13 protein-coding genes and 1 pseudogene are annotated in these 17571 nt (G+C 39.2%); 3 read left to right on the top strand and 11 right to left on the bottom strand.

The window, feature by feature from the left end:
* Positions 1 to 37: 37 nt before the first annotated feature.
* The 8 genes from NSS70_RS07100 to NSS70_RS07065 all read right to left on the bottom strand — a co-directional run bounded on the left by NSS70_RS07100 (position 38) and on the right by NSS70_RS07065 (position 8978).
* Positions 38 to 1324: a CapA family protein gene (locus tag NSS70_RS07100; protein WP_339199334.1), complete on the bottom strand. Its 1287-nt coding sequence runs from the start codon at positions 1322 to 1324 to the stop codon at positions 38 to 40.
* Positions 1325 to 1339: 15 nt separating this feature from the next.
* A complete protein-coding gene (gene allB, locus NSS70_RS07095) occupies positions 1340 to 2740 on the bottom strand; it encodes an allantoinase AllB (protein WP_339199332.1) in 1401 nt (466 codons plus the stop codon).
* 18 nt (positions 2741 to 2758) lie between these two features.
* Positions 2759 to 3682, bottom strand: coding sequence for a dihydroorotate dehydrogenase (locus tag NSS70_RS07090; RefSeq protein WP_339199330.1), 924 nt, complete (start codon positions 3680 to 3682; stop codon positions 2759 to 2761).
* Positions 3679 to 4464: a dihydroorotate dehydrogenase electron transfer subunit gene (locus NSS70_RS07085; protein ID WP_339199328.1), complete on the bottom strand. Its 786-nt coding sequence runs from the start codon at positions 4462 to 4464 to the stop codon at positions 3679 to 3681. The genes NSS70_RS07090 and NSS70_RS07085 overlap by 4 nt, the downstream gene beginning before the upstream one ends.
* Positions 4446 to 5714: a M20 family metallo-hydrolase gene (locus tag NSS70_RS07080; RefSeq protein ID WP_339199326.1), complete on the bottom strand. Its 1269-nt coding sequence runs from the start codon at positions 5712 to 5714 to the stop codon at positions 4446 to 4448. The genes NSS70_RS07085 and NSS70_RS07080 overlap by 19 nt, the downstream gene beginning before the upstream one ends.
* A gap of 92 nt (positions 5715 to 5806) precedes the next feature.
* Positions 5807 to 6580, bottom strand: coding sequence for an IclR family transcriptional regulator (locus tag NSS70_RS07075; RefSeq protein WP_340733356.1), 774 nt, complete (start codon positions 6578 to 6580; stop codon positions 5807 to 5809).
* Between the two features lie 46 nt (positions 6581 to 6626).
* Positions 6627 to 7880 carry an MFS transporter gene (locus tag NSS70_RS07070; RefSeq protein ID WP_339199321.1) on the bottom strand — a complete coding sequence of 418 codons (1254 nt, stop codon included), beginning with the start codon at positions 7878 to 7880 and terminating at the stop codon, positions 6627 to 6629.
* Between the two features lie 357 nt (positions 7881 to 8237).
* Complete coding sequence (locus NSS70_RS07065; RefSeq protein WP_340881143.1) at positions 8238 to 8978, bottom strand: transposase; 741 nt, start codon at positions 8976 to 8978, stop codon at positions 8238 to 8240.
* A gap of 265 nt (positions 8979 to 9243) precedes the next feature.
* Here NSS70_RS07065 and NSS70_RS07060 point away from each other — a divergent pair, with 265 nt between their 5' ends.
* From NSS70_RS07060 to bioA, 3 genes and pseudogenes are all read left to right on the top strand, one after another.
* A complete protein-coding gene (locus NSS70_RS07060; RefSeq protein WP_339199317.1) occupies positions 9244 to 9807 on the top strand; it encodes a biotin transporter BioY in 564 nt (187 codons plus the stop codon).
* The gene (gene bioD, locus NSS70_RS07055) at positions 9807 to 10529 is read left to right on the top strand and encodes a dethiobiotin synthase (protein WP_339199315.1); all 723 of its coding nucleotides are present in this window, start codon (positions 9807 to 9809) and stop codon (positions 10527 to 10529) included. Before NSS70_RS07060 ends, bioD begins: the two co-directional genes overlap by 1 nt.
* Positions 10519 to 11893: pseudogene (gene bioA / locus NSS70_RS07050) on the top strand (adenosylmethionine--8-amino-7-oxononanoate transaminase). The gene bioD and the pseudogene bioA overlap by 11 nt, the downstream one beginning before the upstream one ends.
* Here bioA and NSS70_RS07045 read toward each other — a convergent pair.
* From NSS70_RS07045 to NSS70_RS07035, 3 genes are all read right to left on the bottom strand, one after another.
* Entirely contained in the window at positions 11880 to 13679 is a 1800-nt protein-coding gene (locus NSS70_RS07045; RefSeq protein ID WP_340881141.1) for an IS1182 family transposase, read from the bottom strand. The pseudogene bioA and the gene NSS70_RS07045 overlap by 14 nt on opposite strands.
* Positions 13680 to 15072: 1393 nt before the next feature.
* Positions 15073 to 16044 carry a carbohydrate kinase family protein gene (locus NSS70_RS07040; RefSeq protein ID WP_339194814.1) on the bottom strand — a complete coding sequence of 324 codons (972 nt, stop codon included), beginning with the start codon at positions 16042 to 16044 and terminating at the stop codon, positions 15073 to 15075.
* Between the two features lie 16 nt (positions 16045 to 16060).
* A complete protein-coding gene (locus NSS70_RS07035; RefSeq protein ID WP_339199309.1) occupies positions 16061 to 17542 on the bottom strand; it encodes a glycoside hydrolase family 32 protein in 1482 nt (493 codons plus the stop codon).
* Positions 17543 to 17571: the final 29 nt, after the last annotated feature.

The raw sequence follows: 17571 nt of genomic DNA, 5'->3' as shown, positions 1-17571 counted from the left end.
CTTTATATATTTCTTACTCAGGAAATTACAAAAACATTTAATTTAACATTACTTTGGCTGTTCCATCTTTAATGTCAAATTTGGTTCCATATTGTTTCGATAATATTTCCAACCTTTTCAATATTTCGATATTATCCGATAATTTAGGCCAGCCTCTTCGATATCGTTTTAATCCATATCCTAATTCTATTGGATAAAAAGTTAAACTTGTAAGAGCACCTTCCTTCATTTCCCAAAAGGCAACCACAGATTCCCATACTGCCTTATTAACCCCAAGACCTTTTGTATTATTGTTGCTTCGTTTATCAAGTGCATCCGCCACAGTAGCCGTCAATGGTAAATCATATTGTTCATAGAAATCGCTAGGCAATTTCTGCACAGAATCGTTTTGAAAAATAAAATTCCCTAAACTGTAAAAAATCGGTCTGTTTTTATAAATTTCTACGCCTCTAAGAATATGGGGGCCATGGCCAATCACTGCATGAGCACCTTCATCGATACAATGACGGGCAAAGGCTTCCAGAAAATCAGGCGCCTGATCTTTGCGATCCTTATTCATTTCATGGCAATGAATACTAATGATGACGTAATCAGCCTGGCGCTTTCCTTCGTGAATGGCTTTTGTTATTCTCTTTAAATCCTTTTCATAGGGAACTCTAACCATTCCTTCTTTGTCGCCTATGCAAAATGTATATTCCCCAAATTTAAACTGATCATTTTCAGCAGAAAACCCCTCTTTAATTGCCAGATCATTTTCCGCATTCATTCCCGTAACATCAGCAATTTCCCTGAGAACCTTCATATGTTCCGGTTTTACATAATACGTAGTCTTGTAGCGAAGCGGATTGACCCCAGGACGTCCTTTCATATCAGAGCGTTGTTCACCAGCCCGCCAAAAATCATGGAACGTGGAAGTGGCTCCAATTATAGCTACTCTTCCTGACTCGCAGTCTAAATATTTAGGGGAACTTGCAGCAGCCAAATTTTCTCCTGCACCTGCATGTACGATATTAGATGCATTCAAATATCGTTCCGTTGCACTCAAACCGCCGTATAAATAATCAAGCGTATGGTTATTGGCCCATGTCATACAATTAAATGTATACTTTTTTAAGTCATCCAGCCGTTCCGGATCGGCCATAGCCCACGTACCACCGCTTAGCGCAGAAGGATACCCTTCGTTATGGTGAAGGGTAACTTCTAAATTTGTAAAACGAAATTCCGCTCTCCCAATCAATTCAGCAAGATGACGATCATAATCTTTCTTAGACAACCTTCTTGTTAAAAAACTGTCTCCTGTCGCAACAAAACTCATACCTGTCATTCGCCAATCTCCTTATCAGTTTGATGCATTTGGTGCAATGAATTTTCCTGTTGGCGGGCCAATTATTTCGCCATCCCTCATAACAATCGTACCTCCTACAATTGTCTGTTCGGGAACCCCTTTCACTTTAAACCCATCAAAAGCGGTAACTTTACTCTTGCTATGGAGCTCATTGCGTTTAATTGTATGTTCTTTATTCATGTCAACAATCGTGATATCCGCATCGGCGCCTATACGAATAACACCTTTATTAGGATATAAATTAAATAATTTTGCCGGCCCTTCCGAAAGAAGGTGGACAATATCATGGATTGAAATTTTTCCTTCGTTGACTGCATTTAACATTAGCGGAGCCATTGTTTCAACTCCACACATACCTGCCGGGATTGACCATAAATCTCCTGCTTTTTCTTCTTCAGTGTGTGGAGCGTGATCAGAACAAACATGAGAAATGGTCCCATCTTGCAACGCATCCCAAAGGGCTTCTTGGTCTTTTTTATATTTAATCGGAGGATAAACTTTCATCTGTGGCCCTATATGATCATAATCTTCTGCTGATAAAAACAAATAATGCGGGCATGTTTCTGCGGTAATTGGATAGCCTTCTTTTTGCGCCTGGCGAACTAATTCTATCCCTTCGGCAGTACTAACATGCAATATATGGAGTCGCGCCCCGGTTTTTTTTGCCATAGCTATCCCCGATTGTATTGTCAATTCTTCGGCAAGACTGGGTCTGCCTTCGAGCAGATCCATGTAAGTGCGTCCATTCCGATCCTCAACTTTTTGTGTCAGCCGCTGGATGAGATCATGATTTTCCGCATGAATCGCAAATATTTGCCCGGTTTTTGCCACTTCCTGAAACATTTCATATATTTCACCGTCTGCAAATGGCGGGATTACATCTTTCATCCCCGGTTTATAGTTATATATCAATTGGAATGTTTCCGAATGTACAGCATATCCCCAGAAAAATTTAAAACCAATGACACCAGCATGGTGAAGCTTTTCGTATTCTTTCATATTTAAATGCCCAAGACAAATTCCCCAAACGCCAAAGTTAACAAAAGCTTTACTTTTCAAATTTGCAACCTGTTTCCGAAAATTTTCCACATTATTTACCGGCGGATTCGTATTTGGCATTTCAAAAACAGTCGTAACACCTCCGGCTGCGGCAGCTTGAGTAGAATGGTAAAAATCCTCTTTATAGGTAGCACCGGGATCCCTCGAATGCACATGGGTATCAATAAAACCAGGAAATACAAATTTTCCGTTTGCATCCACGACTTCCCCTACATCGCTCCGCAATTCATCGTTTGTGATAGCGGCAATTTTTCCATTTTTTATATAAATATTGCCTTTATAAGCATCTTCTGGGGTCACAATCGTTCCATTTTTTATTAGTAAATCGAACTCCATTGATTCCATCACCCCTTGTTATTGATTTATTACTACTTGTCCGATGATTTCACGAATATCTTTTATTTGATATTGCTCCATATATGATTCAATTTCTTTCAATATTCTGATCATCGCATCAGGTTGAATGAAATTTGCCGTTCCGACTTGAACAGCAGTTGCCCCAGCTAACATCATTTCAATGGCATCTTCTCCTGACATAACTCCGCCACATCCAATAATCGGAATGTGAACGACTTGGGAAACTTGATAAATTAGTCTGACAATGATCGGTTTCGTTGCGGGTCCAGACAGCCCGCCCATAATGTTCCCAATCTTCGGCTTTCTCGTATGAACATCAATGGACATCGCCAAAAAAGTGTTAGCGACATTTAAACAATCGCTCCCAGCTTCTTCAGCCGCTACAGCTATTTCTTGTATGTTTGTTACATTGGGCGTAAGCTTTGTAATGATTGGTTTTTCCGTTACAGCACGAACCTTCTTTACAAGGTTAAACGTGATGTCTGCATCCATACCGAATGCAAGGCCGTTTCCTTTTAAATTAGGGCAGGAAATATTTAATTCTATTGCATCCACATCATTGCTTTTTGTTACAATTTCAGCCAGTTTGGCAAATTCATCAATGGAATCAGCTGATAAGCTGGAAATGAGGGGTGAGTCATATTTTGAATAAGAAGGGACGGAGTTTTCCAAATAATACTCTATCCCTTTACTTGGGATCCCAATGGAGTTTATCATTCCAGCCGGTGTTTCACACACGCGTGGAGCTGAATTTCCAGCACGCGGAAACATCGTAATGCTTTTAAGAACAATCGCACCTAAGCGATTAAAATCAATCACCTTTTCCATCTCAGGGCCGAATGTACCTGAAGCTGGCATAACCGGATTTTTCAAAACTAATCCACCAATATCTACACTCATATTCACTGCCGCATTTTTCATTGTAGGATCACCTGTTCTAAAGGAAATACAGGACCGTCAACACAAACTCGGGCACTTTTCGCTTCATGGCCATCATGTATATGACAAAGACATGCAAAACAAACTCCCATTGCACATCCCATATTTTCTTCGAGAGCAATTTCTCCCCACAATCCTTCCCTTTTTCCGATACTTTGCATTAATCGAGCTAATCTTTTTGAACCGCATGTATAAAGAGCATGAATGTCATTTTCAATAAGAAGTTGATTGATTAATTCCTTAACGTTGTGCAAATCGCTTGTTCCTTCTTCATCAGTCACTTTATACACTTGAACGCCAAAACTGGTTAAATAATCAGCAGCCAAGAGATCATTTCGGCATCTGGCGCTTAGTATTGCAATGACTTTTTTGTTTTTGCCGACAGCTTTATAAGCTAATGCCGCCAATGTCGCAATGCCAACACCTCTGGCAAGAAGGAGGATATTGGAATCGGATTCTTTTAAATGAAATCCGGTTCCAAGCGGGCCAAATATATCAATTTTTTCTCCAGCCTTCAGCTCAGTCATTTTCTTTGTTCCCAAACCTTTTACTAAATAAAGAAATTCAAGAGTATTGCGATCCGAATCGATTCGGTATACACTAAACGGCCGTCTCAGGAATGGATAGATACTATTACTGCAAAGAAAATGAAAGAACTGGCCGGGTTCCACATTCTCTTTTATATCACTTGCATCAACAATCATATGCCAATAGCGTTCACTTACTTTTTCATTTGAGAGGATTCTCACTTGGTGCGACTCCATACTGAATCTCCTTTCTTGCTTAAAGTTATCGCGCTGGTTAAGACCGCTTGCTCTAAAAGTGCTATTCCAGCTGCAATATCCTCTTGTTTCGTGTATTCATCAGGATGATGGCTCAAACCATCGACTGACGGGACAAAAATTAAGGCAGTAGGCCAGCGTTTTGCCATATTCATTGAGTCATGGCCAGCTCCACTTGCCATAAACATATAACTCAATCCTTGCTCCTCGCAGATTGAAGCAATCGTTTTAGCGATGCCTTGATCCATCATGACCGGTTCTTCTTCAATCATCCAATCTATCTTGATCACAACTCCCCGCTTGTTCTGCAGGAATGCTATCTCTTCTTGAATTTTTTTGAAAACCCGATTACGAGATTCAATGTCAGTACTTCGAATGTCAATCTTTAATTCCGCTAATCCCGGAATCACATTCATGGCGCAAGGATGAACATCCAACACTCCCACCGTTGCCACTGTTTCAAAATCGCTTTCAGCAAATGCCGCTTCTTCCACAGCTAAAGATAATTCGGCAGCAGCCAATAAAGCGTCTTTGCGATGCCCCATCGCCGTTGTCCCGGAATGGGAACTTTTCCCTTCAATACTTACGGCTAATCGCAATGGAGCTGCAATGCCAGTAACAATTCCTATTCTTTTTCCGCTTTCGATTAGCTTGGCGCCTTGTTCGATATGAAGTTCAAAAAACGCCTTTAATTCCCTTTCTGTTCTTTCCGCCATATGGTAGTTTTCGAGGTGTAAATTTTGCTTTTGAAATGCATGTGCTAAGGAAATGCCATCATGATCTTTCAACTGTTTAAGGGTTTCGAGGTTTAAGCTGCCGATCATCGCTTTGCTGCCTAATGTTGAAAAATTAAATCGGGATGATTCTTCACAAGCAAAACATATCAATTCAATTGGATGAAGCGTCGTGATCCCTTGTTCCACAATGCTCCTAACAATTTCAAGTCCTGCAACAACACCCAGCACACCGTCAAACTTGCCCCCATTGTAAACAGTATCTAAGTGGGAACCAACAGCTACAGCAGGCAATGTATGATCCAATCCTTCATAACGGGCGATCATATTGCCAACCGGGTCGACGCTTATTTTCATCCCTAAATTCCGACATTGCTCCAATAAATAGAATTTGGCCTGTTGTTCTTCATCTGAATAAGCTAATCTTGATATACCGCAATCCGTCTTTCCAAACTCGTTGATTTTTTCTAATGTTTGCATAACCCTGGAAATTTTCAAAAAACCACCTCATATCTGTCCCCCAATGTTTCAGATAATTCCATTGTTTTTCCCACCCCTCTTTTCCGACTTGTTTTTGCTATTCTTTTTCTCTAGATCCGATTGGAACTTAATAGATTCATAGATATTAAATGCTCGCTTGCCTGTTCGGAAATGTTTTTCAGTTCCTTGATGAATTGCATTCGGTTTTCTTGAATATATTGGCATTCCCCGACCAAGCTAAGACTTATAGCCGTTTTATGATTTTCATGAAAAAGCGGTACGGACATAGCATAAACACCTACTTCCAATTCTTGATTGCAAAAAGCAATACCGTCCTGGCGAATTTCGGATAATTCCCTTTTTATCAATTCAATATTCTGCTTTGTGTATTCGGTGTACTTCATTAAATCTTCTTTTTGCAGAAGGCCATCTACTAAATTAGGAGGCTGGTAAGCCAGTATTGCTTTTGCCGCTGACGTACAGTGCAGCGGCATTCTCTGGCCGAGATGGACAAAATATTTATGGCGTACATCTGATGGTTGATGTGTATAGGTACAATAGACTTGATTGGATTGGAATCTGCAAATATAAGAATATAGGTTGGTTTTATTGCCAATTTCATTGCAATACTGAGTTAACAAGCCTGTTGGATCTTGGTTGCGAAGAAATTCGCTACCCCATAACATTGATTTTGGCCCCAGCATATATCGTTTCGTAACAGCGTCCTGGGTAAGCAGTTTATGTTCAACCATGTTTTTTAACATCCGATGAAGAGTTCCCTTACTTATAAGGGTTTGCTTGGATAATTCCGTTATACCAATACCTTCTACCGATTTTTCACTGATTATGTCCATGACCGATATCATTCGATCTAACCATTCCATAAACATTAACCCCTTTTTACTAAATAAATAACGGAAACCGATCCGACTACTTCAATTCTGTTCCTTTCGTTTCAGGGATTAAAAAGATAAAACTTAACGCTGAGATTATATACGTAAGAGAAATTAGCCCTAAAGCAAAGCTTAAGGAGTAATTTAATGACAGATAACCGATAATCCATGGCGCAAATCCGGCAAATCCCCGGCCGATGTTAAAAATGACATTTTCAGCTGTCGATCTTGCTTCGGTTGAATAATGTTCGGCAAGCAGAGCGCCATATCCGCCCATCATGCCGTTTACAAAAAATCCGAGCACTCCTCCCAAGAGCAGAAGAATCGTTGTAGAAGTTTGATGAAAATAAATCCAAACAATTGTCGCAGCTGAAAATAAATAAATGATATAGGACGGTCTGCGCCCGATTTTATCTGCCAAAATGCCAAATGTAATAATGCCGATAATCATGCCAATAATAGTGACTACTGTCCAAACGGTCGTTTTGTTAAAAGAGTAACCCATTTCAGTAGCGAGCATGGTCGGCATCCAGGTCATGATTCCATAAAAACCAAAGTTCTGAACAGTCGTCGCGATGATAAGGCCAATCGTAGTTTTTGTTTGTTTAGCAGAAGAAAAAAGTTGTCCAATCGCAATTTTATTTTTATTTTCCTTTTTTAAAACCTTCCAAATTTCCGGTTCTTCTAGATTTTTACGAGACCAGAATGCTAACAATGAAGGCAATACCCCTGCCAAAAAGACACCTTGCCAACCAAATTCAGGTGCGATAAATAACACGGCTAGTGTAGCCAGAACGGTTCCAAACTGAAAACCGACTGCAACAATCGATGTTGCTCTTGAACGATATTTTTTATGCCAGCTCTCGCTGACAATGGTCATGCCAATACCGAACTCTCCGCCAAGACCAAGCCCGGCCATAAAACGGAAAAATGCAAAGGCCTGCTCGTTAGGCGCAACAGCACAAAGACCAGTGAAAACCGAAAAAATTAAGATAGTCCATGAAAAAACCTTAACTCGGCCAAACTTATCTGCCAAAGTGCCGAAAAAGATCCCCCCCAGTACCGATCCGAGCAGAGTGATGGTAGAGAGAGCGCCGCCTTCAGCTTGATTCAGCCCATAGAAGGCCATGATCAGAGGCAATGTATATGCAAGGATCATCATATCCAGTCCGTCCATTGCATAGCCAATTGTGGATGCCCACAATGTTTTCCACTGATACTTTGTAATCTTAGGTTTGCTCTCTATACCTATTTGTTCCGATAAATTTTTGTTCATTTCCAATTGTTCCATCACATTCCCTCCTCACAATTTGAACCTCTTTATTTCATTACTCATTTTGTTCCGCTAAGAGGAACATCGTTCTATTTTAGAGTAAAAAATAATAGGTCTTGAATATGTAAATTAATATACTCTCTTGTTAATTTTTTTGTAATATTAATGTAATAAAATCTTACATACTTTTTTAACATTGCGAAGAGAAAGGGCAGTATCGGCAAGTTGGAAGGAATCAAGCTGACGAAGGAGCTACTCTAGATTGAGTATCAATCTCGCTAACTTATTTCCGGAATTGTGTGAACATCACAGAATATGGTGATGAGACAAAATTATTAGGTTAAAAAAGATTTTGAAATTAGATTTTCTTCTGTTTTATAGGGGTGCTACACTAAGAAAGGGACTGTCCGATAAGTCCCTAAAATGAAGCAAGTGGAGAAAAACAATTCGTTTCTCTCCACTTGCTTTTATATTTTTTCGATTTTTATCTGAAAGTAGCTGGCGGATGCCGGCTACTTTCAGTATGTTGTGGGCTAATGCCACAATCCCAAACTCAACATGTACCTTGTCGAGGCCCCGCAAAGAAAATCTGCGGAACGACCGATTGCCCTTGATGTGACCGAACACACTTTCTGCCTCGACTTTGCGTCGAGCGTAGATGGCGGCTTTCTCTTCACATTCAAGGGCTGTTTTGGCCTTTGCTTTCATTTCTTCGAAGATGGGATTCCAGTGAACTTGACGATTTCCCTTCGCTTTTGTGCATTTCGCTTTCAATGGGCAATCGGTACAATCTTCACATTCGTATATTTTGAAGCTTTGTTCATAGCCAGATGGATTCTTTTTGTTTTGGTATTTTTTAAACGTTACTCTCCTTCCATTCGGGCAAATAAAACAATCTTCCTCTTCACAATAGGTCCAGTTTTTGGCATTTTTAATGTCTTTTTTGTATGTACGTGTTTGTTCTTTTACATAGCTCCCATAAGGAATTAAAAACTCAAAACGGGGCTCTTTCTCATCACCAACTGCATATACATAGTTTTCTTCACTACCGCAATAACTGTTTGGGGCATCGGTAATGAAGTGGAGGCTAGCTTCTCCATATGTGGGATAAAGCAACGTGTTTGATCGGTGACTTGATTAATCTTCTTGTTTGAGATAGAATTCATGTATAGTCCTCCTTGGTATCCAAATTAGGGGTCAATTCATCCGATTGACACCCCCGAATCATACCAAGAGGGCTTTTTTTATTCAAGTCCCCGAAAAAACTTCTAACAGGAATGCTCCTTCTTCTTTAATATGTTAACCAAATAAAATTCTAGGTTGACATTTCTATCATTCTTCTTGCATAATAAATAACAAATATTGTATTAGGAGGAAAAGCATGAAAATCAAATCGATGGTGTTAATTGCTCTTTTTGCGGCGTTAACGGCGATCGGTGGGTTTATTAAAATCCCTATTCCATATGTCCCATTTACGCTGCAAATTGTATCTGTTTATTTAGCTGGGTGTTTGTTAGGCCCAAAACTCGGAATGTTAAGCCAGCTTGTTTACGTTTTGATTGGACTGGCAGGTGCGCCTGTTTTTGCGGAAGGAGGAGGTCCAAGTTACATTTTTAAACCTACATTTGGTTATTTACTAGGTTTTGTGTTAGGAGCATACGTCAATGGCTGGTTGATTAAGAGATTGCAATTGGTAAAAACATTTTCTATTTTCCTCGCTAATTTCGCCTGCCTTCTTGTAGTGTATCTTCTTGGCTGTCTTTGGTTATATGCAGCAATGAAATTTATTTTCGATAAGTCGTTAACGATTGCTCAAACATTATTATTTGGTTTTGTGATTCCTATACCGGGAGATATTTTCTTATGTATCCTATGTTCCATCATCGCAGCGCAGATTCTTCCACGGACGAACTTTTTGATTCATAAACAAGGAGTTGCATCTTAATGGGAAAAGCGATTTTTATCACAGGGACCGGAACAGAAATTGGCAAAACGATTGTCACTTCCATTCTATTTCTGGTATTGAAAGAAATGGGAGTGAAAACAAAAATATTTAAACCCATTCAAACAGGTGTAGTAGAAGAGAGCGATTCTTTTGCCGATCAATATTGGTATGAAGAAGTGATTGGAGAAGAAAAAGGCTCTACGGGGATGTATTATATGGAGCCTGCTGTTTCCCCTCATTTAGCTTCAGAGATCACAAATACTACGATTCTGCCAAATGAAATAAAAAATAAAATTTTAGAATTAAAAAATCAATACGATGTTGTTCTAGTAGAAGGAGCAGGCGGACTCGCGGTTCCGCTCATTGAACATTCTAATGGATTTTATATGACAAAAGATTTAATTCAAGAATGTGAATTGCCAACAATTCTCGTGTCTCTGGCTGGATTAGGGGCTATACACCATACACTCACAACTGTAAATTATGCCGAAAAGCACGACATTAAAATCCTCGGGCTTATATTTAACCATTTTGACCAATACAATATGATTCATGTTGATAATGTACGGACTATACATAAGATGTTGAATCTTCCAATTATCACTAAATTGCCAACAATGGACTCGTTGTCTAAAGACAGTCTTACTCAATTAGCCAAAACATTGATATCCAAGCAAGAACTTAAGAATGTATTGTCAGGGGGATTAGAAATTGAAGTATAGCTACGAACAGTTAGAACAACTTGATAAACAATATGTATGGCATCCTTTTACCCAAATGAAGTCTTATATCGAAGAAAAGCCGCTCATCATTGAAAGAGGAAAGGGAAGCTACCTTTATGATGTCGAAGGAAAAAAAATATTTAGACGGTTATGCATCTTTATGGGTAAATGTTCACGGACACAGTGATCCTGAAATAAACGAAGTGCTTTATGAACAAATTGAAAAAATCTCTCATTCTACGCTTTTAGGGTCCGCGAATGTTCCTTCCATTTTGTTAGCAAAAAAACTAGTGGAAATTTGGGGAGGAAATTTATCAAAAGTATTTTATTCCGATACAGGGGCTGCTGCCGTTGAAATTGCATTGAAGATGGCATACCAGTACTGGCAAAACATTGACCCTGTCCGCTACAAGGATAAAAACAAATTTATCTCATTAAAAGAAGCTTATCACGGGGATACCATTGGTGCTGTAAGTGTTGGCGGAATGGATTTATTCCATCGAATCTTTAGGCCGCTATTGTTTGAACGAATTGAAGTACCTTCCCCATATGTATATAGGATGGACGAATATGGCGATGAAAAGGAAATTGTGAATTATTGTTTAACAAGGCTTGAGGAAACGCTTGAACAGCATCATTCAGAAGTCGCGGGTATGATTGTCGAACCGCTCGTTCAAGGAGCGGCAGGTATCATTGTACATCCGAAAGGGTTTTTAAAAGGCGTTGAAAAGCTTTGCCGCAAATACAATATTTTGCTTATTTGCGATGAAGTGGCTGTTGGATTCGGCAGAACCGGAACATTATTTGCCTGCGAACAAGAAGATGTCCAGCCTGATATTGTTTGCTTAGCCAAAGGCATCACAGGAGGATATTTACCGCTTGCGGCAACATTGACAACAGAAGAAATTTATTCTGCATTTTTAGGAGATGTTCATGAAAATAAAACATTTTTCCATGGTCATACATATACGGGAAATCAATTATCTTGTTCTGTTGCGTTAAAAAATATTGAGTTGATCGAAAAGAGAAACTTAGTTTCGGATGTCCAACGAAAAGCTCATGCGTTGGCAGGTAAATTGCAAAAGCTTTATGAACTGCCGATCGTCGGTGATATTCGTCAAAAAGGACTCATGATTGGCATCGAAATCGTCAAGGATAAGAAAACAAAAGAAATATTCGACCGCTCGAAGCAGATTGAGCATAAAATTATTTTAGAAGCTAGAAAGCGCGGGCTCATTATCCGACCATTAGGTCCTGTCATCACGTTTATCCCTGTTTTGGCGATGACCGATGATGAGCTAAAGACCGCTGTTGATATTATTTTTGATTCGATTGCGGAAATGGTAAGCATCAAGCAGTTTTAAGATGAAGGTACTTTATCGTTGCAAGGGGCTTGTCTAAAAAGTCCATAAAAACAGAGCGAATGGAGAAAACAATGAGTTTTTCCATTCGCTCTGTTTCCTTATTTTTGAAATTGGTTTGGGAATTTGCGGCCCATTTCAGTATGTTGTGGGCCATTGCCACAATCCCGAATTCTGTTCGGACTTTATGAAGCCCCCGTAACAGAAATCGAGTGAAACGCAAATTGCCCTTGATGTTACCGAACACACTTTCGACATCCACTTTACGCTTCGCATAAAGAGCTGCCTTTTGTTCGTCACCAAGAGCTGCTTTGGCTTTCGCTTTCATTTCTTCATAAATCGTGTTCCAATATACTCGACGATTTCCTTTGGCTTTCGTACACCCATTCTTCAACGGGCAATCCGTACAATCTTCACACTCGTACACTTTCAAATCTTGTATGTATCCAGATGCATTTTTTCTTTTTTGATAATACTTGAATACGACTTTCCGATTGTTCGGACAGATAAAGCAATCGTCTTCTTCGATGTATTTCCAGTTTTGTACTTTTGATAAATCCTTTTTAAACTTTTTACTTTGTTCCTTCAAATAGGTTTGGTATGGGGCTAATAATTCAAAACGAGGTTCTTTTTCTTCGCCAATCGCATATAAATAGTTTTCTTCACTCGCATATCCTGCATCGGCAATGACATACTTGAGTTTCTTTTCCTTCGGCATCGATTCCAATAACTTTTCCATAAATGGTTGGAAACAGCGAGTATCTCCTGGATTTTGATAAATTTCAAATCCCACGATAAATTGATGTTGTGTGGCGAGTTGAACATTATAACCCGCCTTGAGTTGGCCGTTTTTCATATGGTCCTCTTTCATTCGCATAAAAGTGGCCTCATGGTCGGTTTTCGAGTAGCTATTTCGTTCACCTAGAATCTGTTTTTGTACTTTGTATTTTCGTAATCGTGGAAGATAATCCGTTTGAATCGTTTTCAGTTGTTTGGTGAGTTGGGATTTTTTAGAGCGAAGTTCTTTTTTTCTTTCTTTGTCTTCTTCCTGTTTATAATCTTTTTCCAAAGCTTCTATTCTCTCAGAAAGTTGTGCCGATGATTTTTCTAATTCTTCTTCTAATTGTTCTTCTTTTAATTCCTCCAAGGCGATTTGGTGCGCTTCTTGTAGAAACGATTGAATTTTGGCTCGTAGTTTCTGATCATATTTTTCTACGGATTTTCGCCATACAAACGTATATTTGTTGGCATTCGCTTCTATTTTCGTACCATCCACAAAAATATGGTCGAGGTCGATAAGTCCTTGTTCTACTAGTTGAAGGACAAATTGTTCAAATACAGAATCCATCATGTTTGACATACGAACACTACGAAAATCATTTATTGTGCGATGGTCAGGGGTTTGCAATCCCGCCAACCACATCATCGGAAGATTTTCTTTCACCATTTGCGCTATTTTCCGACTTGAATAAACATTTTGAGTGTACGCATATAAAATCACTTTCAATAACATTTTAGGGTGATAGGGTGCACGACCCCCACCAACATAATGAGTATACAACACTTCATCCGGAATCGATTCCACCATTTCATCCACTAAACGGGCGACATGATTTTCAGGAATATACATTTCGATATCTAAAATGCTCATGACTTGACGATTGCAATAAGGTTGGAAAACTAGTTTTTTGCGTTTCTTATTCTTTTGAACCTCTATTTTTTGAATACCCTCTAGAGTCATTTCTAATTGCGTGTTATAATTTTCTTGAATAGTCATTTGATTATTCATAAGAAATCGTCCTTTCTGTAGAATGTTTTTTGGTCAATTTCATTCTATAAAAAAGGACGATTTTTTTGTACCCTAAAAACAGAAAAAAGGGCTGAGCCCAAGGTCGATTCAATCGACTTTTCGGACAGCCCCCTACTTACAATTAGTCAAGAGTTTTTAGTAAAACTATTTGTTTCAGTGGATTTATTTAGGGGTTGTCCAGAAAGTCAAAATCCACTGAAAACGAAACATCATAAGCATTGATATATCAACGTTTCTAAAACATTAAAGGGGCGTCTATAAGACGGAAAATCGACTTATTAGAAGCCCCTAACTAAATAATTTTACGCATGCCAAATAGCCCCCACGATTTTTGCTTTTTTTCCTACACAATTACGAAGTTGCTGATGCGATGTCGTAATTGTAGGCGATTATGTAATATTTCCCCCTCATAAACACAAATCTGAGCAGAATTATAAATAACCATATAGCTCTTTCCCCTAGTAACATCAATGGCAATGACACTTTGCATAAACATTCCTCCTCTATTATTTGTAGAAGCCTTCATATAACCTTAATGATTCCCTTTTCTTATCCACGATCTCATGGATCCAACATATTAAATCTGATTCTTATAAGATCCGTGAAGTAGGCCAGTTTTTTCATTGCGAACCTATCGTTCTTTAGGCTGTCACGACCTTTTCTCCACTTCTACTAAAAATCGAGTAGGAGGGAGCGATTAACTCCCGTCCTCTCACACCACCGTACGTACGGTTCCGTATACGGCGGTTCAATTAAGATAATTGACGCAAGTCTTTATAACTTCCGTGAATAGCTGTTCTCTTTATGCCAGTGGTCACTCCACCCTCCAAGAGATCTCCCACGGGATTCACCGCTTCCTCCCTCAAGTGAGGTACTACGTTTTCTGTGTTCATCATGACTCACTGAATGCCAAGGGCTATTCTCTCTTAATTGTTCGGTCCTTCTTAGTTGTTCTAGACCAACTAATACTATGACCTCTGCTGACTTCTGACGGTTCAGCTACTTATCACTAAGTAGGTTATGAAGCGTACTTCACATATCCGCCAGACCTCCCCGGGTAAGAGTGTAATCTTTCCTTCCATCCATCTGCTTCATTTACTCTGTATCACCTTCGGCAGAAAGGGCTTTGTTTTGTTGTGCAAACTCACCCAGTGATACCTAGCCTCATATGAAGTTCGTGTTCCGAGAGACCCAAAGTTTGCCGCTCGCTTCCTTCAGATTCCGCGTCACCACGGACACCCTTGCGTTAAGCTAACTGCTACTTCTGCCTTCGCAGCTCGGGACTTTCACCCTATAGATTACACCCATGCCGGGCGCACAAATAGCAGCACAGACCTTGACCGTGGTCTGTGCTGCTAATCTTAATATGTTTTTATTTACATGAAATGAAGTTAAGGATTTCTTCTTTTGTCGGTAAGGATGAAATGGCACCTTTTCCTGTTGTTGTGATCGCACCGCTTGCATTGGCAAAGGTGAGGATTTCTTGATGGTGTTCATTTAATACATCTATTAAGTTATCATGGTTTACTTCTTTTTCGAGTAGTTTATATAAAAAGCCACCGATAAAGGCATCTCCTGCACCTGTAGTATCCTGAACCTCAACTTTGAAACCAGTTGATTCATATTTGGCATTCTTCGTGTAAAGGTCGGCTCCATTAGCTCCTTTTGTGTAAATAACGGCTTTTACATCACCTGTGAATAAGTTTTCAATCGCCTCTTTTTCATTAGTGATTCCTGTGATAAACGCTAATTCTTCATCGGAAATTTTGATGATATGTGCTTTCGGAATAAATTCTAAAATCGTTTGTCGACATTTCTCTGCACTGTTCCATAGTGGAAGGCGAACGTTGGGATCAAAGCTAATGATTCCCCCATTTTCTTTAACAAGTCGAATTGCTTTTTCATGGGCTTTTTTCATTGGGCTTTCGACTAGATCGACGGAGCAAAAATGTAAAATATCTCCTTTAGCAAACCAACTTTCTTCAATTTCATCTTCTGAAAGCAAAAGATCTGCAGAAGGATTGCGATAGAAGGAAAAATCACGTTCACCATCATCGAGCAGTGAAACAAATGCTAATCCTGTATTCGCTTCCTTTGTTCGCTTTATTTTATCTGTTTTCACACCGATTTTTTGTAACTCTTCAATTAAAAAGTCACTAAAGGCATCCATTCCAAGCTTTGTGATTATTGCAGATTCTGCTCCAAATCTCGCAACAGCTGCTGCAACGTTTGCTGGGGCTCCCCCAGGTGCACGTTTAAAAGATTGAACATCCTTTAATGCTTTGCCTTTTTGCATTGGAATAAAATCAATTAACACTTCACCAATTGAAAATAAGCGCCCCATTGTCTACACCTCCCTTTTAATTCATAGTGGATAAGTTATATTTCGTTGTGTCTAATGTAACTTTTCCGTTTCGTGCAAAGAAGCGAATATCTGTGCTTTCAAGTCTTGGAAAAATTCGGCTCGTAAATACTTCAACGCCGTCATTGATAAAAATTTCGACAGAAGACGTATCAACAAACAGATGAAGCTTTAACGTATCCCCTTCAACGCTGCACGTTCTTGTTGTTCCATATTCTTTAGCTGGAACCTCCCCTGAATGGGTACGGTCTAAGGTCACCTTTTGTTCCTTTCTGTTATAGGAGATGACCGTTTTTTCATCTTTACATGACCGGAATTCAATCCCGACTTCATCTGCTTCCATGTTCGTAAATTCACAAATAAGTTCATACGTCGTCCCATTGAATCCTTCATACATTTTTTTCTCATCATCGAGAATATCTTTCACATTTACCGAATCTTGTCGCAATGCTTCTAGTTCTTTTACAGGACACTGAATAAGCTTTCCATTTTGAACGGTCAACTCTCTCGGTAATGTTAAACAATGAGCCCACCCATCCTTATCAGTTGGATACTCGATTTCGGGAAGACCCATCCACCCAACTAAAAGGCGACGTCCCTTATGGTCAATTGTCGTTTGTGGTGCATAAAAGTCAAATCCACGGTCTAACTCAACAAACTCACCGTGTTCAAAAACTTTTGTCTTTAAATCTAGTGTGTTCCCTAAAAGATAACCGGATTGATAGATATTTTGAAATTGATCTCCCTTTGGCTCTAACCCTTGTGGTGAGAAGATCAGCACACCTTTTCCATCTAGTTCAAAATAATCGGGACATTCCCACATAAATCCAAATTCCTTTAAGTTTGTTTGAACCTCACCTTCAAATGTCCAATTTTTTAAGTCAGGTGATGAATAAAGAACAATACAACCTGTTTTGTTTTCCCTCTGTGCCCCGATAACAGCATAAAATGTGTCATTTTCCTTCCAAACTTTCGGATCGCGATAATGATCGGTATAACCTTTTGGAACTTCTTTAATAACCGGCTCTTGTAATTTTTCAATACGTCCATTTTCATTCATTACCGCTAAGCATTGATATGGATGACGAACCCAATTTTCATCTCTTGTATTTCCTGTATACATTAAATGGAGCTTACCGTCATGACAAATAGCACTACCTGAATAAGCTCCGTGAGAATCAAAATAATCGTTCGGCTTAATACCAATTCCGACATTTTGCCAATTGACAAGATCTTTTGATTTTGTGTGATACCAATATTTTAATCCATGAACAGGACCTAGCGGAAACCATTGATAAAACAAGTGATATTCTCCGTTAAAATAAGAAAAACCATTTGGATCATTTAAAAGACCCGTTACTGGTTGAATATGAAATTTCTGACGCCAAATGCTTTTGTTGACTTTTTCTTTTAATGCATTCAATTCTTCTTTTGTCGCTTCTTCGATTCGGCGATACCGTTGTTTTCTCGTCCATTCCATCTTTAAACCTCAAACTCCTTCACGATGTA

Source organism: Aeribacillus sp. FSL K6-2848 (assembly GCF_038004325.1).
Lineage (GTDB): Bacteria > Bacillota > Bacilli > Bacillales > Aeribacillaceae > Aeribacillus > Aeribacillus composti.
This window is presented reverse-complemented; position numbering and strand designations above follow the sequence as displayed.